Source organism: Pseudarthrobacter sp. NPDC092202, from assembly GCF_044755505.1.
Classification (GTDB): Bacteria; Actinomycetota; Actinomycetes; order Actinomycetales; family Micrococcaceae; genus Arthrobacter.
The window spans coordinates 1-23186 of sequence record NZ_JBIVRG010000015.1; the positions used below are offsets into that span (position 1 = coordinate 1).

The following is a 23186-nucleotide window of genomic DNA, read 5'->3' on the forward strand; positions in this document are numbered from 1 at the left end:
GATGGGCAGTGTGAGAACTTCCATCCTGGAAGACCTCGACGTCTATCCACGAACCAGCCGCCGACCCTCGACTACACCCTCAACTGCGAAGAGCCTATTTTATGCCTGCGGGCAGGAAAAGGCTCCCGCCCGCATCCCACTTTGGCAGGGTTAGCGCAGCGATTTATCTTCGGGGTTCCGTGGCACTACATAGGTGCTGCCGTCAGGCCGGGTAACGGTCTCCCACTGCTGGGTCTCCGCTTCGCGCTGGGCAAGCAGCCTCCGGTTTTCCTCCGTCATGTCGTGCGCCAGGGAAGAGCGGTTGGCCGGACCAAAGATAGCCCGGAGCCTGCCGGTGGCCCGCATGAAACGCTGCGAGGCGTTCTCCTTGCCTGCTGAGTTGCCCTTACCCATGAAAACCGGCTCCTTATCCGACATGATTCCTAGTTGAAGTGTACGCTAATAGTTAGTGCACTAACAATTGGAGGAGCCATGGACACGGCCGCCCGTATCGAGACCGGGCAGGAGGAAGACCTGCTTCTGGAGCATCAGCTGTGCTTCGCCCTTACAGTGGCTGCCCGCAGCGTTGTGGGCGCCTACAAGCCAGTCCTCGAAAGACTCAACCTGACCCACCCCCAGTACCTGGTGATGCTGTGCCTGTGGGAAGCGAGTCCGCGCACCGTCCGGAACATCAGCGATGCCCTCGCCCAGGAACCGGCCACCATCTCCCCACTGCTCCGCCGGCTTGAGGCTGCCGGCCTGATTACGCGTCGGCGGATGGACGGCAACGAGCGTGCGCTGGCCGTCGAGTTGACCGCCGAAGGCGCCGCGCTGCGCCAGGAGGCGCTCAAAGTCCCGGGAACCATGATGGAACGCCTGGGGTTGACCCGCGCCCAGGTCACCGAACTGCACACCTCCATGATGGGGCTGATTGCGGCCACCTCCGGCCAGGAGACAGATCCAATACCAGCAGTAGAATGATGGGATGACGGACAGGCCACGGTCCATGAGGAAGACGGCGCTCGCCCTGCTGCTGGCGGCAACGCTGCTCCCGGCGTGCTCCCCGGAACAGGGCGGCGGGGGCCCTTCCGGCGAACCTTCCGCAACGCCCACAGCCTCCGCCACTGCCGATCCAACCGCCAGCCCGTCCGCCGACGCCGAAACCTCCGTCCCTGCACCCGCTCCCGAAACTTCGCCTGCACCCTCCGGTCCCGGCCAGGGCAATGCCGAACTGTCCATCATCGTGACCGCAGCCGAGGGAGAACCCGAAGCGAGCTACACCCTGGTCTGCGTTGACGGGATCCCTGCCGCCGAGAGCGTGCATCCCGGCGCGGATGACGCGTGCTCAGCGTTGAAGGAAAACGCAGGGATGCTGGGCCCGCACACCCCGGGAACCGCACAAGCCTGCACACAGCAGTGGGGCGGCCCGCAGAAAGCCACAGTGACGGGAGTTGTGGACGGCGTCCCTGTGGACACAGAATTCTCGCGCACCAATGGCTGTGAAATAAGTGCCTGGGATGCTGCGAAGGATGTCCTGGGTGTTGCCGGTGGAGCCTAGGCTCCTCGCGGCGGACGAATGGCAGGAGCTGGAAAAGGCCCACCAGCTGCGCGTCAGCCGCTATGCGGATCCCTACCTGGCCCGAAGGTCGGCCGGCAAAAAACATCCGGTGGAAGACTTCCTCTTCACCTACTACACCCAGAAGCCCGGCCAGCTGCGCCGGTGGCACCCCGGCGCAGGGCATATCCTGCTGGGTGCGGAAGCGGCTGGACGCCAGGGCTGGAAGCACTACCGGATGCTCGACGACGGCGAACTTGCCTTCCTGGGGCTGCCGGAAGGCAGTACCGCGGTCACCTTTGACCGGGACGCCTTTCTTGCCGACCGGAGCGAGGCACTCGCCTTCGCGGAGATCATCCTGCGCGGAACTGCAGCCCGCCCCGCCCAGTTCGGTTGCTTCGGGCTCCACGAATGGGCCATGGTGTACCACCAGGACAGGTTCGACCTGCGCCACGAGTACCTGCAACTGCGGTTGGGATCAGCCGGCACGGACAAGGTGGTGGAGGACAACCGGATCCGCTGCACCCACTTCGACGCGTTCCGCTTCTACACGCCGGACGCCGTCCCGCTGAATGAAGTGGCGCCCAGCCGCGAGAGCCAGCGCCACCTCGAACAGCCCGGCTGCCTCCACGCCAACATGGATCTGTACAAGTGGGCGTACAAGCTGCTGCCGGCCCTGCCCAGCGAACTGGTGATGGACTGCTTCGAGCTGTCCTGGCGGATCCGCGCGATGGACATGCAGGCATCGCCATACGATCTCGCCGAATGGGGCTATCCCGCCATTCCCATCGAGACGCCGCAGGGCAAGGCTGAGTATGTAGAGCACCAGCGCTCCTTCGCCGCCGAAGCTGCAGCACTCAGGGAGAGAGTGGCCGTTGAGCTGGACGCATTGCCCCGGACTGTTCGGGCATGATCGACCTGACCGTCAGGCTGCGGGAAGATCCTGCCGCCGTCGAACACGTCTTCCGGCTGGTAGCCGACGGCGGCCGTGTCCAGCCCTCCACCACCCTGCCGGACCCGGATGCGGCCCTGGCAGCCGTGGAAAAGTACGGCGAGGGCGTCTTCTTTCCCAGGCCCGGGCCACCCCGGCTCTGCACCCAGCAGTATGGCGGACCCCAGGTAGCTGTGGTCACGGGCACTTTCCATGGGCGCACGGTCGATTCCATGTTTTCGCGCACGGATGGCTGCGAAATCTCGCGTTGGAATGCCATGGCCCCTTTGCTCGGTGGCGAGGGCGGGGCATCCGGCGCCACCTGAGCCGTAAGAGCAAAAGACAGGATCCCGGGCGGTTCAACCGCCCGGGATCCTGTCTTTTTTCTATGCCGTCAGACTGTTACACCGCAGGTACGGCGTCTGCGAGTGCCACCTGCGGGGCTCCGGACGGGGCAACAGGCGCAGCACCCACCTGGACGTTGACCCAGGTCCTGATGCCGTTGCCGCCCAGGCTGAGCCGGGACAGGTAGGCGCCCTCGGACAGGCCGGTCCAGGACACAGTGGCCGAGGTGGCGGTTCCGTTGGGAGCCACGATCGGGTTGGGTTCCACGGTGAGGTTGCCCGCATCCCCAGCGAACGTCACCGCCTGCACGGAGGCGCTGGCCGGCCCGTTATCCGGAGTGGAGTACAGGTTGACGGCGAGGTAGTACGTTCCTGCGCGGGGAGACTCCAGGTCCAGGAACTCGCTGGCGGAAGCCGTCGCCACCTGGGTGGCTGTCAGCCCGCCCGAACCGTTGGGCGCGTAGACCACCATGTCCCAGTCGACGTCGTCCGACGCCGCCTGGACGCCCAGGCGGGCAAAGGACGCCCCTTCCGGAACAGTCACCCGCAGGAGCGCGTTGTGTTCGTCGTTCCTGGGTGCGTACTCACCGGGAGTCTTGGTGATGGCGGTCTGGCTCAGCGGCGCCAGGCCCTCCACACCCACGTTGATCGGGCTGTCCGAACCTGACACCAGTTCCATCGTGCCGCTCCCGCTGCCCGTGGCCGAGCTGAAGGAGAAGGACGGAGCGATCTGTGCATCCACGGGCCGGATGGCGATCGGCGAGCTGACAGTGCGGGGGCCCTTCCACGTGAGGGTGCCCGTGCTGAACTTGCCCACCGGAGCACTGGCGTTCCGGATGGTCAGGGTGACCTCGCGGGTCTGTCCGGCTTTGGCGAAGTTCAGTGCTTTCGGCTCCACCTGGATGTTGAAGCCGGGCATGTTGACCTCCGGGCGGTACATACCCGGAACCAGTGCCGTCAGCTGGCGCTTGACCTGGACTTCTCCCACCAGGCTGCCAAGCGCAACGGACGGCACGTTCAGGTCACGGGCGGCGATGGTGCCGGCCTGCGGTGCACCCGTGTCCACACCCTGGCCGTTGAGGAAGCCCAGCCAGTCCTTGATGCCGGAGTCGTAGACCAGGCCCGGATCCAGGACCCGGGTTGAATCGATGTGGCCGGCGCCGCCCTGGAATGGGTCGGTGTTGGGCGAACCATCGGCATTGACCAGCGGGTATGCGGTGGTCATCATGGCCGATTTCACCGTGGCGGGAGACCAGCTGGGCTGCTTGCTGAGCACCAGGGCTCCGAATCCCGCAATATGCGGGGCGGCCATGGAGGTGCCCGACATGAAGCCGAACTGGTCGCCGTTGTTGCCGATGGTGGATACACCCGCCAGGACGTTGACGCCCGGTGCGGCGATGTCCGGTTTCAGCAGGTCTCCGCCGGCGGCGAGGGTGGGCCCGCGGGAGGAGAAGCCGGCAATCTGCGGCGCCGGGGCCGGCGGTTCACCCGTCAGGTCGCCCTTGACCAGGCTGACGGTCAAAGCGGGGTTGGCTTCCAGCCTTGACTTCAGTTCCAGGCTCTTGGGCGCATTGACGTGCACGGTGGGCAGCACATGGTTGTCGGCGTCTTCGGAGCTGCTGGTGAGGTTCACCAGGATCATGCCCACGCCGCCCTTGTCCTGGACTTCCTGGCTCTTGGCCGTCCTGTCCACCACGCCGCGGTCGCAGACAACCACTTTGCCTGCCACCTTGGCCGCGTCCAGGGAGCCCGGCGCGCAGAGGTTGGGATTGGCGGCACCTGCCGCTGCGGCCGCAGCCGCAACCACCACAGGAGCGTCAGCCACTTCCGACTTCATGATGGAGGCTCCGCGGTACAGTGATCCGTCCGAAACCTTGACGGTGCCCAGCAGGTCACTGGGGAATGTCGATGCGGCAACCGTGGTCAGCCACGGCGAGGCATGGTTGACAGTGGACGCGGTGGGACCCGAGTTCCCGGCTGATGCGGAGACGAACACGCCTGCAGCTGCGGCGTTGAGGAACGCCAGTGCTACGGGGTCGGTGGTGTTGTTGTTATTGCCCGAGATGGAGTAGTTCAGGACGTCCACGCCGTCTTTGATGGCGGCTTCCACTGCCTCGACGGAGGCCGAGGAGTAGCAGCCTCCGGTGTCGGGGTTGGTGTCTTCCCAGCAGACTTTGTACACCGAGACCTTGGCAGCAGGGGCGACGCCTGAGCTCTTGCCGAAGCTTGAGGCGTCGATCACCTGCTCCACGTTGGCGTTGCCGGCGGCCGTGGTGGCAGTGTGCGTTCCGTGGCTTCCGACGTCGACCGGCGAGATGAGTTCCTCGGGCGCCCGGTTCCCCGGGGCGACATACTGCAGGAAGGTGTCGGCGAAGTACCGGGCTCCGATGACCTTGGAGTTGCACAGGGAGCCGTCGAAGGAAGCCCCCGTTCCCTGGCCCTTCTGGCATTCACCTTCGAAGGTGGTGCCGTCAGCCTTGAGCATGGCAATCCGGCCCTCCGCGGTACGGTAGGGAACGCCTACCTGGGCGGGCCCGCTCAGCGGCTGGACCGGCTCGCCCTGCAGGAACGGGTTGTCCGGGGCGTAGCCGGAGTCGATGACGCCCACGACCACGCCCTTGCCGGCGTTCGCTTCGCCGCCGAACTGCGTGGCCCAGACCCCGTCGGGGCCGGTCAGTTTGAGGAAGTCGGTGGTGGTGTAATCCGGGGCGTTCTCCACGTCCGGGGCTACAACCAGCACGCGATCGTCTTTGGACAGCTCCATCGCCTGGGCGGCAGTGAGTTCTGCCGTGAAGCCGTTCAGTGCGGCGGTGTACTGCTTGGCCGGGGTTACCCCCTTGCTGGCAGCGACCTCCCGCTGCTGCTTGCGGAGGTGTGCGTCGTAGGCCCTGTAATTGGCGCTGCCGGCATCAAGTTTCCTGCCATTGCCGGGCTTTGTTGCTCCCAGTCCGGGCGTTTCCCCTTCGTAGGCGGCCGCTGCTGCCCCCGCCAGGACAACAATGTAGCGGCCGTCCTTGAACTCGGCGGGTGCATTTTCCGCGGCACTTACTGCCGTGTCCTGCCCGTCCGGCGCCGCGGTGGCGGGCGTTATGGCCATCGAGGTGAGGATTAGCGGCAAGCCGACGGCGAGCGCCGCTGCCTTCCGGAATCCCCCGCCCCGCGTGGGGCTCTTTCCAGTAGATCTCACATGCAAACCTTTCACGATGTACCGGCCCAGCCAGGGTGGGGGCCCGAAACGACTTGGCATGGCACGCGAAGTTACAGATCTTGTCATTTCGTGAGACCAGCCGATTCACAGAGTACAGACTGATAGCTGAATATGACATAGGACACAAACCGGAAAATTCCGCCAGTCATACATCAGCCCTCCTGGCGCCGGCCGGCAGCCGGGAGGCCGGCAAACGGGCACGAAAAAGGGCGCCCGGAAAGACGCCCTGGAACCGCGGAAAGGCCGGGGCCCGTCGCTACTGGCGTGGTGTGCGGACGACGTCGCTGATCCACTGCCGGGTCTTTTCGTCCACCGGCCCTGCCACCCTGTTCTCCCGGGCGAAACGGTCGGCTTTGATCTTTTGGAACACCATGCGGCCCAGGCCCGCGAACACTGCTGCGGCGACCATGGGCAACAGCACGGATTTCGAATTTTCAGCCATTCAGCAATCCTAGTGAAGCCGCACGTCCAACTCCACAGCACGGGGCCGGAAAGCGCCGCTGCCACATGTACGGCAACCCGGCTTCCTGCGGCTGTCCTGCCGGAACCACCCGAATACAGGCTGTGGCCGTTCGGCCGGTAGAATGGACGAGCAAGCTCGCGGAGCGCCCGTCCTCATGTCTGAACGCATTGTCTGAACTCACGGCCTGAACTGTTTAAGTCAACGTGTCCCAGGCCCGGAACGGCGTGAGACGGCACCACTCCGCTGCGCCCTTACCCAAGCTCACGCACAGGAGTTACCGGATGCCCCGGATCGTTGTTGACGTCATGCCCAAGCCCGAGATTCTGGACCCGCAGGGGAAGGCGATCGTCGGCGCTCTCCCCCGCCTGGGCTTCACCAGCTTCAGCTCTGTCCGCCAGGGCAAGCGTTTCGAACTGACGGTCGACGGCGAGGTGACCGAGGAAATTCTGGCCCAGGCACGGAATGCCGCGGAAACCCTCCTGTCCAACCCGGTAATCGAGGACGTCGTCAACGTCGAGGTCGTCGAGGCCTGACATGACTGAACTTCCCCTGATCGGCGAAGCACCTGCCGACGCCTCCGGCGCCAGGCTCGCCGGCGCCCGGATCGGCGTCGTCACCTTCCCCGGCACCCTTGATGACCGCGACGCCGCCCGCGCCGTCCGCCTCGCCGGCGGCACCGCCGTCGAACTCTGGCACGCAGACACCGGGCTCGGCGACGTGGACGCCGTGGTGATTCCCGGCGGGTTCTCCTACGGGGACTACCTCCGCGCCGGCGCCATCGCACGCTTCGCCCCGCTGATGACCAAAATTATCGATGCCGCCAACTCGGATGCCAAGCTGCCGGTGCTCGGTATCTGCAACGGCTTCCAGATCCTCACGGAATCGCACCTGCTGCCGGGGTCCATGATCAAGAACGACCACCTGAAATTCATGTGCCGCGACCAGGTCCTCCGCGTCGAGAACAGCAACACCGCCTGGACGCTGGACTACGAGGCGGGCCAGGAGATCACTATCCCGCTGAAGAACCAGGACGGCCAGTACATCGCCGATGACAAGACCCTGGACGCCCTTGAGGCCGAGGGCCGCGTGGTGTTCCGCTACGTGGGCTTCAACCCGAACGGCTCCCGCCGGGACATCGCCGGCATCTCCAACGCCGCCGGCAACGTGGTGGGCCTCATGCCGCACCCCGAGCACGCAGTGGAGGTTGGCTTCGGCCCCCAGTCCCTCGATGGGATCGGCGGGTCCGACACCGACGGCCTCGGCTTCTTCACCTCCGTCCTGAACAAGATTGTGGGAGGCGCCAAGTGACCACGGAAACCACCAAGAAGTTCAACATCGACACCGTCGAGCATGCTGCGAAGACTCCGGACACGGAGCTTCCCTGGGCCGAGCTGGGCCTGAAGCAGAACGAATTCGACGAGATCGTCAAGGTCCTGGGCCGGCGCCCCACCGGCGCCGAGCTGGCCATGTACTCCGTCATGTGGAGCGAGCACTGCTCCTACAAGTCCTCCAAGAACCACCTGCGCCAGTTCGGCCAGAAGGTCACCGAGGAAATGAAGAAGGACATGCTGGTGGGCATCGGCGAAAACGCCGGCGTGACCAACCTCGGGGACGGCTGGGCCGTAACCTTCAAGATCGAATCGCACAACTCGCCGTCGTTCGTTGAGCCCTACCAGGGTGCCGCGACCGGCATTGGCGGCATTGTCCGCGACATCATCTCCATGGGTGCCCGCCCCGTTGCCGTGATGGACCCGCTGCGTTTCGGCGCCATCGACCACCCGGACACCGCACGCGTCATGCACGGCGCCGTCGCGGGTATCGGCGGTTACGGCAACTCCCTGGGCCTGCCGAATATCGGCGGCGAAATGGTGTTCGACTCCGTCTACCAAGGCAACCCGCTGGTCAACGCCCTGGCCGTGGGCGTCATGCGCCACGAGGACATCCGCCTGGCCAACGCCTCCGGCAAGGGCAACAAGGTGGTCCTCTTTGGTGCCCGCACCGGCGGCGACGGCATCGGCGGCGCGTCCGTGCTGGCTTCGGAGTCCTTCGACGACACCAAGCCGTCCAAGCGGCCCGCCGTCCAGGTGGGTGACCCCTTCGCCGAGAAGGTCCTGATCGAGTGCTGCCTGGAGCTGTTCAAGGGCTCCCTGGTTGAGGGCATCCAGGACCTGGGCGCCGCAGGCATCTCCTGCGCCACGTCTGAGCTGGCCTCCAACGGCGACGGCGGCATGCAGGTTGAGCTGACGTCCGTCCTGCTGCGCGACCCCACCCTGACCCCGGGCGAGATCCTGATGTCCGAGTCGCAGGAACGCATGATGGCCGTGGTCACGCCGGAGAACGTCAAGGCGTTCGAGGCCGTCATGGAGAAGTGGGCCGTGGAGTACTCCTGGCTGGGCGAAGTGACGGACACCGGCCGCCTGATCATCACCTGGGAAGGCGACGTGATTGTCGACGTCGATCCCCGCACCGTGGCACACGACGGCCCCGTCTACGACCGTCCGTACGCCCGGCCCGAGTGGCAGGACGCCGTCCAGGCCGACACCTTCACCGGTTCCGTCCAGGACGCAGGCCGCCCGGCCGCGCCCGGGGAACTGGCCAAGGCCGTCACCGAACTGGTGGCATCGCCGAACATGTGCTCCAAGGACTGGATCACTAACCAGTACGACCGCTACGTGGGCGGCAACACCGCCCTGGCCTTCCCCGACGACGCCGGCGTGGTCCGCGTCGACGAGGAAACCGGCCTGGGCGTTGCCCTGGCCACCGACGCCAACGGCCGCTACACCTACCTGGATCCGTACCACGGCGCGCAGCTGGCCCTGGCCGAGGCCTACCGCAACGTGGCCACCTCCGGCGCCGTGCCCATGGCCGTCAGTGACTGCCTGAACTTCGGATCCCCCGAGGATCCGGACGTAATGTGGCAGCTCGCCGAAGCCATCCGCGGCCTGTCCGACGCGTGCATGGTGCTGGGCATCCCGGTCACGGGCGGCAACGTGTCCCTGTACAACCAGACGGGCACCACGCCCATCCACCCCTCCCCTGTGGTGGCAGTGCTGGGCAAGCTCGACGACGTTGCCCGCCGCACGCCGTCGGGCTGGCGTGAGGATGGCCAGGCAATATACCTGCTGGGCACCACCGGCGCTGAACTGGATGGTTCCGAGTGGGCCAACATGCGCGGCCACCTCGGCGGGCAGCCGCCCAAGGTCGACCTCGAAGCCGAGCGTGCCCTGGGCGAGATCCTGATCAACGCCTCACGCGACGGCATGATCGACTCGGCGCACGACCTCTCCGAGGGCGGCCTCGCCGCAGCCCTGGTGGAGTCCTCGCTGCGGTACGGCGTAGGCGCCCGGATCGCGCTGCAGGATGTCCTGGACCGGGACGGCGTGGACCTCTTCACGGCGCTCTTCTCCGAGTCCCAGGGCCGTGCCATTGTGGGCGTGCCCCGCTCCGAAGAAATCCGTTTCACGGACATGTGCACCGCCCGCGGCTTCGCGCACACCCGCATCGGCGTGGTGGATGCAGCCAGCGGCACCCTGGAGATCAACGGCGTGGAGAGCCTGCCCCTGGACGCCCTCCGCGCAGCACACGAAGGGACCCTGCCGAAGTACTTCGGCTAGTCCCCACCACCACCCTCGCCTCGCAAGCTCGGCCAGGGAACCCTGGCGGCGTGGGCCCACCCATCGATTGCTCCGTACCTGTCGTTTTGACCTCTCAGAACGACAAGTGCGGGGGCCCACACCGGCGAGGGACCCGGCCTGAGCTTGCGAAGGCCGGGAGCCGGTGGGGAGCAATCGTTTTTAATGGCCCTTTCGCCAGCCTGCCTGGACCAAGGCCGTCCTGATTTTGGCGACGGCTGGTTTCGCGTCGTTGAGCATATGGCGTTTGGATATCCGGACTTCGGTCCAGCCCAGGGCGGCGTAGCGCTCCGACCGGTCTATGTCCCGCACAATCTGTCCTGCTTCACCGTGGTGTTCGCCTTCGTATTCGATCCCGATCCGGTACTTGCGGTAGGAGAGGTCCGGCTCGTGGTGCCGTGTCCCGTCTTCAGAGATGATGGAGACGTTCAGCTCGGGCTCCGGCATCGCGGCCCGTACTATTGCCAGACGGAGCAGCGTTTCCTGGGGCGAGTCGGAGCCAACGCGGACCAGCTTGATGGCTTCCTTGGCTTTCCGCAGTCCGCGCTTTCCCTTGTGCCTGTCGATCATGCGCTGAAGGTCAGCGATGCTGCACAGGGGCACGTCCCTTTCCTCAAAAGCCTCCCGCGGCACCCGGACGCAGCTGTCCCCCATGACCACGAGCTCGTCCAGGGTCAGCATCTCTGCCATATCAAGCCACGTGCGCTCCGGGGTGGTGACAGGAATCCCATCGACCGTGGTGACTTCGTCGCTGTAGAGCTTCATTCTGTGCACGATGACATGGGGCCTGTTGAGGTGGGCCGCACCCTCGGGCCTGATGATGTGGAACATTTCCGGGCCCCCTTTCTGCTGGCGTCGCGGCAGGACAAGGAGCTCCGCCGCAGTGAGGTGCGACGCGGCGCATCGCTCATTGACCTCAATGAAGGGCCGCACCCTGGCACTCAAAGGGAGGTCCGCCGTCGTACATTCCATGCGGACGCCCCTGCCATGGCGTTCCAACGAACCGTGCCGCCAGCGCCGCGGGGAGACCCCGGCGAGGGCCGCATCTGCAATGGTGAAGGGGCGGGTCCGGAGTTCGTCCGGCAACGGGCGAGGCGTCTTCATCGGTCCATGAGACCAGAATCGGGCAAAGACCGCAGAAGTTATCCACACCCATCATCGATTGCTCCGCACTTGTCGTTTTCGCGGGCGAAAACGACAAGTACTCAACAATCGATGAGGGGTTAGTCCTCGCTGTGGTGGTCACGCTGCCGGGCACTAAGGAGTTCGAACTCCGGCCTGGCTGCCACAAAACGTTCGACGGCGTCCAGCACCTCCACGAGGTGGGCGCGGTCGGCCGCCACCAGGCCGGCGCCCACCTGCGAACGCCGGTACTGGTCGTGGTCCCCCACCTCGGCAACGGAGACGTCGAACCGCCGCCTGATCTCGGCGAGCAGCGGCCTGATCACCGAGCGTTTTTCCTTGAGGCTTTGGACATCGCCCAGGAGGATGTCGAATTCGATCCAGCCGATCCACATGCCTTCATGCTATCGAGTGCTCCGTACCTGCCGTTTAGGGCGTTCAAAACGGCAGGTACGGAGCAATCGATGGGCTCAAATGGTGAGTTCGCCCATCCGGTCCCAGCCTTCGCCGTCGAGCTGGCGGCTGATGATCCTGGGTGTCTCGGCCAGGGCCTGGGGCATGTCCGCCATGGCCTGCTTGAAGTGCGCGCTGTTGACGTGGTCCCCCGCGGCGTCGTCCTTGAAGGCTTCCACCAGGACGAACTCGTTGGGATCGTCCACGCTGCGGGACCAGTCGAACCACAGGTTTCCCGGTTCCTGCCGCGTGGCCTGGGTGAAGCCGGCCACCAGGTCGAGCCAACGCTCCGACCAGTCGGGCTTGACCTTGAACTTGACGACAATGAAGATCACGTGGGCATTCCTTCCGAGGCGAGACTGCGTGCCCCTTCAATGTACCGGGACGTCACGTGGCGCTGTGCGGCACGGGTGACCAGTCCGCCGGCAGCGTAGAACCAGTTGGCTGGCTTGCTGAACGCCTGGATCCGCAGGAACACCTCCCCGCGGCCGTTGATCTCCACTTCGAAGGATTCTTCCCCCCGCGCCGGATGCCCGGGCAACGTGCCGTAGCCGAATCCTGCTGACTGCGGCATCCCCCCGGGCGCAGGCTCCCGGACCCACACCACCTCGCAGGGTGCGTTCAGCCGGAAAGGCCCCGCGCCGAAGCCGCTGACCACCCGCGCCCCCGGCACCGCCACAGGTGAATCGGCACGGACGCGGAGCCCTGCCCGCCGCTGCAGTTCCCACCCAAGGATGCCTGCAGCCACCCACCGGTACACCCCCATGCCCGTGCCCAGGAACGTTTCCTCCAGTACACGCGGGTACCCTGCCGGGGCGGTGCCCCGTTCGGTGCTGCCAATCCCGGGATAGTTGAGCCCGCTCGCGGCCAGCCTTTTCTCAGCCACGTGCTCCACCTGCCGATCCGCTCAGCCGCGCCCATCCCAGCTGCTCCTGCTGCTTCCTTCCCAGGCCTGCCACCACGAGGTCGTAAGAGTCCTCCACCATGTCCCTGACCATGTCGTCGGGAAGTCCCCCGTCCAGCCGGACACCGTTCCAGTGGGTCTTGTTCATGTGCCACGCCCCCGTGATTTCCGGGTGTGCGGCGCGGAGCTGCACCGCCAGGCCCGGCTCGCACTTGAGGTTCACGTAACCGTCCGGGCTCATCGATGACAAGGCGAAGACCTTGCCTTGGTTCTGGGAACCGCCGGCGCTTACCTTGAAGACGGCGGTCTCCGGCCCGAAGGGATAATCCTCGTACGCGCCGGGGAAGGAGAGGCAAACTTTCCGCAGTGCGTCTGGGTCCATCCACGAAGCCTATAAAGCCATCGCCTCCGGTGCTAGTCTGCGAGGATGGCACGCGATCAGGGGTCCATACCTGTTCTGGACCTGGGCACGGCCCGGCAATCCGGCGGGTCCTTCAACCCGGATTTCATCGGGCAGTTGCGGTACGCCACGCACAACGTGGGCTTCTTCCAGGTGACTGGATATGGTGCGGGCCCCGGCCAGCCTGAACAGCTTTTGGACACCATCAGGCGCTTCTTCAGCCTTCCACTCGAGGAACGGCTGAAGCTGGATAACCGGCTGTCGCCGCATTTCCGCGGCTACACCCGGATGGGCACCGAGGTTACCCAGGGAAGGGCGGATGCCCGGGAACAGATCGACTACTCGCCGGAGCGGCAGCCTGTTACGGATTATCCGGAGGACCAGCCTTTCTGGCTGCTGCAGGGTCCCAACCTCTGGCCTGACGCATCGTTCCCCGAGCTTCGCCCGGTGGCCATGGCCTGGGCCGAACTGATGTCCAGGGTGGGGATGGAGCTGCTCAGGGGCATTGCTGTCTCCCTGCAGCTGCCGGAGGACTACTTCGACGAGCCGTTCCGGGGGTCACCGGCATGGATGGGCAAGCTGGTTCACTACGTGGGCGGCGTGGTGGAGGCCGCCGGAGACCAGGGTGTGGGATCGCACGCGGACTACGGATTCGTCACGCTGCTGCTCCAGGACGACGTGGGCGGGCTGGAGGTCCTGCCGCCCGGAGCGGCTGGGTGGGTTCCGGTGGAACCCCTCGCGGGGGCACTGGTGGTGAACCTGGGTGAAATGCTTGAAGTGGCGACGGAAGGCTACCTGGCGGCTACCATCCACCGGGTGCAGGCACCGCCGCCGGGGGTGGACCGGTACTCCGTTCCGTTTTTCTGGTGCCCAAGGCTGGATGCGGTGATCGAGCCCGTGCCGCTGCCGCCGGAGCTGAAGGCAGCAGCGAGGGGAATCACGGATGACCCGGCGAACCCCCTGCTGGCCTCGTTTGGGATGAACATGCTCAAAGGCAGGATGCGGGCGCACCCGGATGTCACCGAACGGCACTATCCGGAGCTGCTGAAGCGCTGAGGCTGAACGCCTGTCAGAGGTTGAACTTCCAGGCCTGCTGGGCGGGACAGCTGTCCATCACCACGTCCAGTCCCGCTTCTTTGGCCCGCTTGGCCGCAGCCTCATCAACCACTCCCAGCTGCATCCAGACGGCTTTGGCGCCTACCGCGATCGCCTGGTCCACGACGTCCCCCACTTTGTGGGAATTCACAAAGCAGTCCACGACGTCGATGGGCCGCTTGGCGGCGGGGATGTCCAAGAGGCTGCGGTACCCGGGTTCGCCGTGGACGGGGTCACCGGGCAGGTTGACGGGGATGATTTCCATGCCCATCCGGTCCCGGATGAACAGCGAAGTGTCGAAGGCTGCACGCCATTCATTGGTGCTCAGGCCGACGATGGCCCAGCGTCCCTTGGTGCGCATCAGGCGTTCTATGACTGCGGGATCGTTCGTGTGGCCCATGGGTTCAGCCTACGCGGAGGGAACGCCATCAGCGTGAACCCCCGCAGGGTCCTTGGGCGAAACAGCTAGCGGACGAACTTTTCCAGCCACTTGGCACCGGGGACCGGTTTCCCTCCGGCGGCAGGGCCGGCTCCTTGCCCTTCTGCTGCCTGTGCGGCTTCTTCCGGCTGGCCAGGATCATCGCCTGGCCCTTGCCTTGGCTTGTCCGAATCGCCGGCGTTGCTGGTCCCGGAACCCGGCGCGCCTGTCCCTTCCAACATTGCCTCCACCTCCTGCTCAGGTGCGTGGCCGTGATTGTCCGGTTCCCCCGTCCGGTCCCGTCCATCAACCGCAGGAACGTCTCCGGGCTCTTCCCGGCCCCGGCCGGGGGGCTGGAAGTCTGGTGCCTTCCAGGACCCTTCCACGGTCTGCGGCGTCACCGGCGGCTCCCCGCCTGGCGTACTGCTGCTTCCTGCCAGCCCACTGCCCTCCTGCCGGCCGGCAGCGTCATTACTGTCCGCCTGGCGTGGTACGGGTGCGGCGGCCTGGGGGGCGCGGATGGTCCAGGACGGCGACCAGTCTTCGAGCAGCTGCTGGACGGAGGGGCTGCCGGTGTGGGCAGGACCTGGGGAGCTCGCTGCCACGGTGCCAACACCCATCCCCATGCCCGCCACCAGGGCAAGCCCGACGACGGTGGGCCGGTGCGCGCGCAGCCGGCGGCGCCGTCCGAGCTCATCACCCGGGACGGTCTCCACGGCGTCGCTGTGCTGCGGGACGTTCGCGGACGCCCCGCCGGTACCGGCCAGCAGGGCAGCCAGCTGCCCTGTGGGTTCCGGCACGGGGAGGTCCGCCAAAGAGCCCACGGCCAGGAGGGCCCGGCGCAGGTCCGCGTCCTGGCCCATGCCGGCGTCGAGGAGCATCTCCTCCACCGCGTCCGCTGTGTGGTGCGTTTGTGGTGTCATGGCTTCAGGTATTCCTTCACGTCCGCAAGTTCACGCAGTTTCAGGAGAGCCCGGCGCTGCAACTGCTTCACGGCACCCTCGCTCTTGCCCATGGCTTCCGCAGACTGCTCCACGGTAAGCCCGGCCACGAGGCGAAGGGCCAGTACCTCGCGCTGGTCCTGCGGCAGCGCATCCAGCAGGGCAAGGACCTCCTGCGGCGCTATCCGTTCCAGCGCTTCCGTTTCAGCCGACGAATCTTCGCGCTGGTCCAGTTCGGGTTCAAACGGCAGCCTGGCGGGAGTGCGGCTCTGGCGCCGGTGATCGTCCACCATGCGGGCGTGGGCTACCGAAAAGATGAATGTGCGGAGCCCGGCGTCTCCCCCGTGCACCGATCCAAGGCGGGGCAGGACGGAGAGGAACACTTCCTGCATGGCCGCCTCCGGGTCCTCGACTCCCCGGGCCGCCAAATAGCCCAGGACTTGTGCTGCATACGTCCGGTAGACAGCGCTGAACGCTGCTGTCCCGGCGGGGCCGTCCAGGGCCTCGTCTGTCAGGGCATCGGTCACGGACGTGGGGCTTTCGGTCAAAGATCGGGGGTGTCTGCGAGGAGGAAAGCCGCCCGGCCTGCGGAACGCCTTTTCCGTGCATCACTTTACCGCCCAGTAACCACCGCCCCGGACCGCCACGCGTTTGCTGCCGGTCCGACCTGGCAGCTGCCCCTGCCGTCGGAAAGTGAAAGAGCCGGCCTGGAACGTGATGGGGGACAAGTTCCAGGCCGGCGCTACATAGGGGTAATCGCTGGGGGCACGCAAAGGGTTACGCGTGGACGGAAAAACTTTGAAAACTTTTTTGGCCGGGTCAGCGGGCGGCGGCAGTCCAGCGGGGCCGGGCGCCCTGGCGGCGCAGTCCCTTGGCGAAAACGAACGTGTGTCCGCCGGCGGGGACGCGCTGGTCCTCACATTCCGTCCGGGCCGGGGCCTTGGCCGCTTTTACCGCCGGTGCAGGGGCGTGGGCAGGAGCCTGGCGGGCGGCAACACCGGCAGGACAAAGATCGGTGACCAGGCCGGTGCCGGCGCACTCCCGGACGGCGGCTATTCCAGCAGCGAGGGCGGCCTTGTCCGGGTAGGGGCCGGAAACCGCCATGACTGCGCCGTCAGGGGCCAGTAGCCGGAACCTGAAAGACGAATCAGCGTCCACAAATGCCTCGAATTTCCCGGCCATGGCAAGTCCTTCCTCGCAGTCACAGGGTGTACAGACGAGTCTGGCGGGCTGCCCGGCAGCCTTACAAGACCAACCACGTTAACCCTGTGTAAATTGCCGCCAGGCCGCCCGGGCAGACAGAAGCGGCGGGACACTCCTGCAGAAGTGCCCCGCCGCCGTCGAAAATGCCTGGCCTTTTGGCCGCCGGTTGCGGACCTGTCAGTCGTTGATGAGGTCGTTCACCACGATGGTCTGGTCCCGGTCCGGGCCCACGCCGATGGCGGAGAAACGTGTCCCGGACAGCTTCTCAAGGGCCAGGACGTAGTTGCGTGCGTTCTCCGGGAGGTCAGCGAGGGTGCGGGCGCCGGTGATGTCCTCGGTCCAGCCTTCGAAGTACTCGAAGATGGGTACGGCGTGGTGGAACTCGGTCTGCGTCATGGGCATTTCGTCGTGCCGAACGCCGTCCACGTCGTAGGCCACGCAGACCGGGATCTGCTCGATGCCGGTCAGGACGTCCAGCTTGGTGACGAAGTAGTCCGTGAAGCCGTTGACCCGCGAGGCGTGCCGTGCCAGGACGGCGTCGTACCAGCCGCAGCGGCGCGGCCGGCCGGTGTTGACGCCGAACTCGCCGCCGGTCTTCTGCAGGTACATTCCCATCTCGTCAAAGAGTTCCGTGGGGAACGGCCCGGCACCGACGCGCGTGGTGTAGGCCTTGATGATGCCGATGGAGCGGGAAATGCGGGTGGGCCCGATGCCCGAGCCCACGGACGCGCCGCCGGCGGTCGGGTTGGAAGAGGTGACGAACGGGTAGGTGCCGTGGTCCACGTCGAGGAAGGTCGCCTGGCCGCCCTCCATCAGGACCACCTTGCCCTCGTCCAAGGCGGTGTTCAGGACCAGGGTGCTGTCGATGACCAGCGGGCGGAGCCGGTCGGCGAAGGACAGGAAGTAGTCCACGATCTCGTCCACCACCACGCTGCGGCGGTTGTAGACCTTGACCAGGAGTTCGTTCTTCTGGCGGAGGGAGCCTTCCACCTTCTGCCGCAGGATGGATTCGTCAAAGACGTCCTGCACGCGGATGCCCAGCCTGGCCACCTTGTCCATGTAGGCCGGGCCGATGCCGCGGCCGGTGGTGCCGATGGCGCGGCTGCCCAGGAACCGCTCGGTGACCTTGTCCAGGACCTGGTGGTACGGGGCCACCAGGTGGGCGTTGGCGGAGACACGGAGCTTTGAAGTGTCGGCGCCGCGGGCCTGCAGGCCGTCGATTTCCTGGAAGAGGGCCTCAAGGTTGACCACGCAGCCGTTGCCGATGATGGGCACTGCGTTGGGGCTGAGAATACCTGCCGGCAGCAGTTTGAGTTCGTACTTTTCACCGCCTACGACGACGGTGTGCCCGGCGTTGTTGCCGCCGTTCGGCTTGACGACGTAGTCAACACGGCCGCCCAGAAGGTCGGTGGCCTTGCCTTTTCCTTCGTCGCCCCACTGGGCTCCTACGATCACAATTGCTGGCATGGGATCCTCCCCCATTCGTTCGGGCTGCCCGGTTCCGGCCACGTGTGGCGGTCCTGCGCAGCGCCGTTCATGAGAATGCCCCGAACGTACCGCCCTTCGCTGTTCCGCGGAGGCGCAGCGACGCAAGAGTTCCGGGGCTCTTACCACCCAAGTTTAGCCGATGAGTGACTTTGTCCACTCGTTGGTCCGCCGCGGCCCCTTCCTGCAGCCCGGGAGCTGGTACAGGACGGAACCGCGGCGGGCCGCCAGCGGGTGGTGCTACTCGTCGTCGGCTTCCTCTCCCGGGCGGGAGGACTGGGTGGCAAGGCTGTCCCAGAAGGAGGTGTCGGCGTCGGCGATTGAACCGTCGGCGATGGCGGCGGCGGTGGCGGTCAGGGTGGTGACCGTCTGCTTGATCAGGTAGCCGTTGCTGCGCAGCCCCAGGGCATAGCCGTCAAGGTAGTGGTCGGACATTCCGCGCATTTCGAAGAGCAGCGTCGCAATGCCGTACTCCACGGCAATGCCGTTGCGGCTGATCGTTTCGGCGCTGCCGCCCACGTACTTGCCCAGGTGGCCCCAGCCGGTGGAGTCAACGTTGTCAAAGACCACGGCACCCAGCTGCTTGGATTTCTCCACCACTGCCGGATCGGCGTTCGGCGTGGTGGGGTACAGGATGGAGCCGGAGACCAGCTCTCCGTCCCGTTCGCTGCGCGTGCCCTGGTGGTGGAGGTCGATCATGTAGTCCACCTGGTACTTGCGCATCACGTTGTTGTGCAGCGCCTGGGTTTCGGGCTGGACCTTGGCCACGTGGTCCCGGTTGAGGTCCACGCCTTCGGCGTTGTAGCGGGTCATGTTGCGGTCGCCCTTGGCGATGTAGTCCTCCAGCGAGAAGTTCACGTCGCCCATGGCACCGTCGGCGTTGAGCATGGGAACAACCAGGATGTTAACTCCGCCAAGGATGTCCCCTGACTTGCCGGTGCCGAGGTGCTTGACGAATTCCAGGGCTCCCTCGGTGGTGAGCTGTTCGTTGCCGTGCTGCTGCGTCAGGTAGAGGATGGTGGGCTTGGCCGGGTCCGAAATGTACTTGACCAGGTGGATGTCGCGGCCCTTGACCGTCTGGCCGATGACTTCCAGCTCCATGGCGGGCTGGCGGGCGTCCTGGTCTTTGAGGAACGTAACCATCTGCTCGTAGGTGGCAAGCTTCGACGTGGTGATCTGGCCGTTGCCGTCATAGTTGGGGCCTTCGCCGACGGCGAGGGCCGGCGCCGGGGCGGTCACTGCTGCCAGGGCCAGGGCTCCCGTTAGTGCCAGGGTCCTGAAGGTTGCCAGGGTTTTTCTCACGGTGCGGTACCTCTTTCGAGTGCATTGGGGTGTGTCCAGCCGGCCGTGATCCCCCATGTGCAGGCTGTGACAGAAGCCAATCAACCTCAACGATTGCTGTCAATGGACGTGACAGTTATCTGCAGTCAGTTATTACGTTGCGAAACTATGCGCCTGTGCCCTTATTGGGTGGCCCGGCCCGGCGTTTCGTTTTGCGAGGCTTGCTAAACTGGGAAAGGCCGACCAGGAATCGGCCCACTCCAATTAACCGCCGTTGATGAGCTGTGCCGTCGTGCGCCCATTTTCACCGGCGGAAGCAACAACAATCCCCGCAGGAGATCAAGCACTACATGACAGCCCTGGCACCCGAATCTTTCCATGAGCAACTCCTGAGCCGCCGCTACGAACCCAACGTCGCAGCCGTCAATGAACTGTGCGATTCCCTGCGGGATACCAAGCCCGGCACCGTGGTGCCCTACGTAGACCCGATGCACGATGTGGACGAGTGCCGCATCATCAGCCTGTATTCGAACATCGGGGAGGCGGACAAGTCCGGCTTCATCACCCCCGGGGACCACGACGCCGCCACCCGGATGCTGGGCATCCAGTGGAAGCTGGGCCTGCGCCCGGAGTTCGTGATGCCGTGGAACGTCCACCCGTGGCACCTGCCCGGCGAGCCCAACGGCAAGTTCACTCCGGACCAGATCTCTGCCGGCCTGAAGCCGCTGCTCAAATTCCTGGCACTTGTCCCGCGCGCCTCAGTCATTGTGGCGCATGGCACCGAGGCCAACCGCCTCGCGAACCTGCTGCTCAAGACGGAAGTTCCGCTGCTCTGGCGCCGCGGCCTGAAGACCTACAAGGTGCGTTCCCTCAGCGGCCGCGCGTTCGCCGGTTCGCCCGCCCGCCAGGAGGAGTACCTCGAGGACATGCGCGTGGCCTACGCCGACGCCATGGCACGGACGGGCCTGCAGAAAGCCAGCTAACCCCCACCGCTCTGAGTTTTTGTCCAGATACGCAGCCCAAAATGGCGTTTTAGGCTGCATATCTGGACAAAAACTCCCGGACGAACGACGGCGGGTGGCCACCTTTCCTGAAAAGGTGACCACCCGCCGTCGCGCTTTAACCAGCGCCTGCTATTTCGCCTCGATGGCTGCCTTCGCCAAGGGATCGGAATCGTTGAGGAACTTCTCGATCCGCTCCGGTTCCTCTGCCTCGCCGATGGCGGCCGAAGCCCGGCCCAGCGAGTAAAGGGCACGCAGGAACCCCCGGTTGGGTTCATGCTCCCAGGGGATGGGCCCCACGCCGCGCCAGCCGTTGCGGCGCAGCGAGTCCAGCCCCCGGTGGTAGCCCACCCGGGAGTAGGCGTAGGAATCGATAGTCCGGCCCTCAGCCCAGGCCTCCTCGGCCAGCACGGCCCACAACAGCGACGAAGTGGGGTGCTTGGCCACGAGGTCCAGGGCCTCCTGGCCCGCCTCCAGCTGCTGGTAGACCTCGGTCTCGGCAGGCAGGAGCGTTGGCTCCGGGCCCATCAGGTTCCGGCGGAACTCGTCCGACATCTAGAAAGTCTTTCCGGCCGAACCGAGCTGCTTTGTGGCTTCCACCACGCGGGCTGCCAGGCCGGCTTCGGCGGAGGCGCCCCAGACGCGGGGATCGTAGGTCTTCTTGTTGCCCACTTCGCCGTCGACCTTCAGGACGCCGTCGTAGTTCTTGAACATGTGGTCCGCAACCGGGCGCGTGTAGGCGTACTGGGTGTCGGTGTCGATGTTCATCTTGATGGTGCCGTAGGAGACTGCGTCCGCGATTTCCTGGTCCGACGAGCCGGAGCCGCCGTGGAACACGAGGTCGAACGGGCTGTCCTTGCCGATCTTCGCTCCCACCTGGGCCTGGATGTCCTTGAGGATCTCCGGGCGCAGCTTCACGCCGCCGGGCTTGTAGACGCCGTGCACGTTGCCGAAGGTAAGGGCCGTGATGTAGCGCCCGTTCTCGCCGGCGCCGAGGGCTTCGATGGTGGCCAGGGCGTCTTCAACGGTGGTGTAGAGCTTCTCGTTGATTTCGTTCTCGACGCCGTCTTCCTCGCCGCCCACGGTGCCGATTTCGACCTCGAGGATCATCTTGGCGGCAGCGGTGCGCTCGAGCAGCTCACGGGCGATGCGGAGGTTTTCCTGCAGGGTTTCTGCGGAACCGTCCCACATGTGCGAGTTGAACAGCGGGTTGCGGCCGGCCTTGACCTCAGCCTCGGAAGCAGCCAGCAGGGGCAGGACGAAACCGTCCAGCTTGTCCTTGGGGCAGTGGTCCGTGTGCAGGGCGATGTTGACGCCGTAGTTCTTGGCAACTTCGCGGGCGAAGGCGGCGAAGCCCAGGGAACCGGCGACCATGTCCTTGGTGGAGGCGCCCGACCAGTAGGCTGCACCGCCGGTGGAGACCTGGACGATGCCGTCGGACTCGGCTTCGGCGAAGCCGCGCAGGGCAGCGTTCAGCGTCTGCGAGGACGTCACGTTCACGGCCGGGAATGCGAAGCCGCCCGCCTTTGCGCGGTCGATCATCTCGGAGTAGATCTCTGGGGTTGCAATGGGCATGCTGACTCCTATGCTGAGGTTCGTCTGTGGGCTGGTAACCCTGGAGTACCGCTTACGGCTAGCACCATCCTAGTCATTTCCGGGCCGGGCGTGTTCTGGGTTACGCTCCGCCCGCCACACCCGAGATGGCACTTCACAGCAATGTTGCTGCCGTCCATTGCTGTGATGTGTCATCTGGCCTCCATCCCCGGCTCTGCAACGCCCTTCGGACCTTGGATACGACGGCGGGACGGTCACCTTCGAGATGATGTTTGCCAACCCTGACCTCCAGCCAGCCGCATATGTCGGTCCGGTCCTGCCGGTCAATGTCCCGCAAGTGCTGCTCCTCGGCTGCATGATGCCCGCCGTCATACTGCAACGCAATGCCCCAGGGCGGATAAGCCGCATCCGGCCACAGGACCGGGACGCCCCGGCCGTCAAACAGCACGTGGTTAAGCACCGGCTCGGGCAGCCCCGCATCAACGAGCGCAAGACGCATCCTGGTTTCAGGGGCCGAGTCGCTGCCCACGCGGATCAACTCAACTGCCTCCCGCGCTGTTCGGACGCCCCGCATTCCCCGGTGCCGGCCGGTGATGTCCCGCAATTCATCGATACTGCACATGGCCTGCCTGGGCAGGGGAAACTCTGGCCCATGGCAGCAAACCAGATGATCACCAACGGCTACCAACTCCTCCACCGTCAGCAGGCCTGCAAGGTCCAGCCACGTCCGCGCGGGCGAAGTGAGCCGGACGCCGTCGTACTCCACCACCTCGCACGGGAGGAAGGTCAGCAGGTGCCCAACGACGTTGGCCCGCCGTGGGAAGCTGAAGCCGCGGCGCCGGGCAAGGTGGATCCGCCAGTCGCCGCTCCATCGGGCCGGTAAGGGCGCGCCCCAGACGTGCGCCGCCGACAATGACGTGAGGATGGAGGTGTCGTCAAGGTCCGTGTACGCACGCAGGGCTGCTGATCCCGTGGCGCCGGATTGCACGGGCACCCGGATCCCCCGCGAGACGGTCACCAGGTCCTTTGCCGCCGTCCGGGTACGTGTGACTCCAGCCTTGTCCGAGGCCCGGAGGGAGAACGAACCACTGTTCAAATGGTCCGGAAGGATGGCCCTGCGCATCCCTCATTCTGGCTCGTCCGTGGTGCACGGTTTGAGTTATCCACAGCCTGGGCCTCCTCACCCCGTGCGAGATGGCACTTAACGGCAGTGCGGG

At 65.6% G+C, this 23186-nt stretch carries 26 protein-coding genes; 9 read left to right on the forward strand and 17 right to left on the reverse strand.

Annotated features, from left to right (window positions below; genetic code table 11):
* Positions 1-150: 150 nt before the first annotated feature.
* Positions 151-393 carry a hypothetical protein gene (locus ACIQF4_RS17905; protein WP_231455474.1) on the reverse strand — a complete coding sequence of 81 codons (243 nt, stop codon included), beginning with the start codon at positions 391-393 and terminating at the stop codon, positions 151-153.
* Positions 394-471: 78 nt separating this feature from the next.
* Here ACIQF4_RS17905 and ACIQF4_RS17910 point away from each other — a divergent pair, with 78 nt between their 5' ends.
* Genes ACIQF4_RS17910 through ACIQF4_RS17925 form a run of 4 tightly spaced genes read left to right on the forward strand, consistent with a single transcriptional unit; the run spans position 472 to position 2791 of the window.
* Positions 472-960, forward strand: coding sequence for a MarR family winged helix-turn-helix transcriptional regulator (locus ACIQF4_RS17910; RefSeq protein ID WP_400517031.1), 489 nt, complete (start codon positions 472-474; stop codon positions 958-960).
* 4 nt (positions 961-964) lie between these two features.
* Positions 965-1537: an SSI family serine proteinase inhibitor gene (locus tag ACIQF4_RS17915; RefSeq protein ID WP_400517032.1), complete on the forward strand. Its 573-nt coding sequence runs from the start codon at positions 965-967 to the stop codon at positions 1535-1537.
* On the forward strand, positions 1518-2447 hold the full coding sequence (locus ACIQF4_RS17920; protein ID WP_400517033.1) for a 3-methyladenine DNA glycosylase: 930 nt from the start codon (positions 1518-1520) through the stop codon (positions 2445-2447). Before ACIQF4_RS17915 ends, ACIQF4_RS17920 begins: the two co-directional genes overlap by 20 nt.
* Positions 2444-2791, forward strand: coding sequence for a serine protease inhibitor (locus tag ACIQF4_RS17925; RefSeq protein WP_400517034.1), 348 nt, complete (start codon positions 2444-2446; stop codon positions 2789-2791). Before ACIQF4_RS17920 ends, ACIQF4_RS17925 begins: the two co-directional genes overlap by 4 nt.
* Before the next feature lie 76 nt (positions 2792-2867).
* Here ACIQF4_RS17925 and ACIQF4_RS17930 read toward each other — a convergent pair whose 3' ends face one another.
* A complete protein-coding gene (locus ACIQF4_RS17930; protein ID WP_400517102.1) occupies positions 2868-5906 on the reverse strand; it encodes a S8 family serine peptidase in 3039 nt (1012 codons plus the stop codon).
* A 367-nt stretch (positions 5907-6273) separates the two neighbouring features.
* Positions 6274-6459 carry a hypothetical protein gene (locus ACIQF4_RS17935; protein WP_231455478.1) on the reverse strand — a complete coding sequence of 62 codons (186 nt, stop codon included), beginning with the start codon at positions 6457-6459 and terminating at the stop codon, positions 6274-6276.
* 302 nt (positions 6460-6761) lie between these two features.
* Here ACIQF4_RS17935 and purS point away from each other — a divergent pair, with 302 nt between their 5' ends.
* The 3 genes from purS to purL are packed head-to-tail and all read left to right on the forward strand — an operon-like array spanning position 6762 to position 10094.
* Complete coding sequence (purS, locus tag ACIQF4_RS17940) at positions 6762-7013, forward strand: phosphoribosylformylglycinamidine synthase subunit PurS (protein WP_045730009.1); 252 nt, start codon at positions 6762-6764, stop codon at positions 7011-7013.
* Between the two features lies 1 nt (position 7014).
* Entirely contained in the window at positions 7015-7788 is a 774-nt protein-coding gene (purQ, locus tag ACIQF4_RS17945; RefSeq protein ID WP_350000827.1) for a phosphoribosylformylglycinamidine synthase subunit PurQ, read from the forward strand.
* Positions 7785-10094, forward strand: coding sequence for a phosphoribosylformylglycinamidine synthase subunit PurL (purL, locus tag ACIQF4_RS17950; protein ID WP_400517035.1), 2310 nt, complete (start codon positions 7785-7787; stop codon positions 10092-10094). Before purQ ends, purL begins: the two co-directional genes overlap by 4 nt.
* Positions 10095-10274: 180 nt before the next feature.
* On the opposite strand, the gene ACIQF4_RS17955 is transcribed toward purL, so the two are convergent.
* From ACIQF4_RS17955 to ACIQF4_RS17975, 5 genes are all read right to left on the reverse strand, one after another.
* Complete coding sequence (locus ACIQF4_RS17955; RefSeq protein ID WP_400517036.1) at positions 10275-11216, reverse strand: hypothetical protein; 942 nt, start codon at positions 11214-11216, stop codon at positions 10275-10277.
* A gap of 119 nt (positions 11217-11335) precedes the next feature.
* Positions 11336-11629, reverse strand: a complete 294-nt coding sequence (locus ACIQF4_RS17960; protein ID WP_400517037.1) for a DUF503 domain-containing protein — start codon at positions 11627-11629, stop codon at positions 11336-11338.
* Positions 11630-11704: 75 nt separating this feature from the next.
* On the reverse strand, positions 11705-12022 hold the full coding sequence (locus tag ACIQF4_RS17965) for a putative quinol monooxygenase (RefSeq protein ID WP_400517038.1): 318 nt from the start codon (positions 12020-12022) through the stop codon (positions 11705-11707).
* A complete protein-coding gene (locus ACIQF4_RS17970) occupies positions 12019-12573 on the reverse strand; it encodes a DUF1990 family protein (protein WP_400517039.1) in 555 nt (184 codons plus the stop codon). The genes ACIQF4_RS17965 and ACIQF4_RS17970 overlap by 4 nt, the downstream gene beginning before the upstream one ends.
* On the reverse strand, positions 12566-12973 hold the full coding sequence (locus tag ACIQF4_RS17975) for an MmcQ/YjbR family DNA-binding protein (RefSeq protein ID WP_350000833.1): 408 nt from the start codon (positions 12971-12973) through the stop codon (positions 12566-12568). The genes ACIQF4_RS17970 and ACIQF4_RS17975 overlap by 8 nt, the downstream gene beginning before the upstream one ends.
* Positions 12974-13018: 45 nt before the next feature.
* Between ACIQF4_RS17975 and ACIQF4_RS17980 the strand changes: the two genes are divergently transcribed.
* Complete coding sequence (locus tag ACIQF4_RS17980) at positions 13019-14047, forward strand: isopenicillin N synthase family dioxygenase (protein ID WP_400517040.1); 1029 nt, start codon at positions 13019-13021, stop codon at positions 14045-14047.
* Between the two features lie 13 nt (positions 14048-14060).
* Here ACIQF4_RS17980 and ACIQF4_RS17985 read toward each other — a convergent pair whose 3' ends face one another.
* From ACIQF4_RS17985 to ACIQF4_RS18010, 6 genes are all read right to left on the reverse strand, one after another.
* Positions 14061-14486, reverse strand: coding sequence for a CoA-binding protein (locus ACIQF4_RS17985; protein WP_400517041.1), 426 nt, complete (start codon positions 14484-14486; stop codon positions 14061-14063).
* Between the two features lie 65 nt (positions 14487-14551).
* On the reverse strand, positions 14552-15427 hold the full coding sequence (locus ACIQF4_RS17990) for a hypothetical protein (RefSeq protein ID WP_400517042.1): 876 nt from the start codon (positions 15425-15427) through the stop codon (positions 14552-14554).
* Complete coding sequence (locus ACIQF4_RS17995) at positions 15424-15972, reverse strand: sigma-70 family RNA polymerase sigma factor (protein WP_350001573.1); 549 nt, start codon at positions 15970-15972, stop codon at positions 15424-15426. The genes ACIQF4_RS17990 and ACIQF4_RS17995 overlap by 4 nt, the downstream gene beginning before the upstream one ends.
* Positions 15973-16264: 292 nt before the next feature.
* On the reverse strand, positions 16265-16627 hold the full coding sequence (locus tag ACIQF4_RS18000; RefSeq protein WP_400517043.1) for a YegP family protein: 363 nt from the start codon (positions 16625-16627) through the stop codon (positions 16265-16267).
* Positions 16628-16825: 198 nt separating this feature from the next.
* Positions 16826-18115: an adenylosuccinate synthase gene (locus ACIQF4_RS18005; protein WP_231455490.1), complete on the reverse strand. Its 1290-nt coding sequence runs from the start codon at positions 18113-18115 to the stop codon at positions 16826-16828.
* A 258-nt stretch (positions 18116-18373) separates the two neighbouring features.
* Positions 18374-19435 (reverse strand): M14 family zinc carboxypeptidase, encoded by a 1062-nt coding sequence (locus ACIQF4_RS18010; RefSeq protein ID WP_400517044.1) that lies wholly within the window; start codon positions 19433-19435, stop codon positions 18374-18376.
* 329 nt (positions 19436-19764) lie between these two features.
* Here ACIQF4_RS18010 and ACIQF4_RS18015 point away from each other — a divergent pair, with 329 nt between their 5' ends.
* On the forward strand, positions 19765-20397 hold the full coding sequence (locus tag ACIQF4_RS18015; protein WP_350000842.1) for a uracil-DNA glycosylase: 633 nt from the start codon (positions 19765-19767) through the stop codon (positions 20395-20397).
* 150 nt (positions 20398-20547) lie between these two features.
* Here ACIQF4_RS18015 and ACIQF4_RS18020 read toward each other — a convergent pair whose 3' ends face one another.
* The 3 genes from ACIQF4_RS18020 to ACIQF4_RS18030 form a co-directional block, all read right to left on the reverse strand.
* Positions 20548-20970 carry a DUF3151 domain-containing protein gene (locus tag ACIQF4_RS18020; protein WP_400517045.1) on the reverse strand — a complete coding sequence of 141 codons (423 nt, stop codon included), beginning with the start codon at positions 20968-20970 and terminating at the stop codon, positions 20548-20550.
* Positions 20971-21990: a class II fructose-bisphosphate aldolase gene (fbaA, locus tag ACIQF4_RS18025; protein ID WP_350000845.1), complete on the reverse strand. Its 1020-nt coding sequence runs from the start codon at positions 21988-21990 to the stop codon at positions 20971-20973. It lies immediately after the preceding gene.
* Positions 21991-22123: 133 nt separating this feature from the next.
* Positions 22124-23092: a hypothetical protein gene (locus ACIQF4_RS18030; RefSeq protein WP_400517046.1), complete on the reverse strand. Its 969-nt coding sequence runs from the start codon at positions 23090-23092 to the stop codon at positions 22124-22126.
* Positions 23093-23186 lie beyond the last annotated feature (94 nt).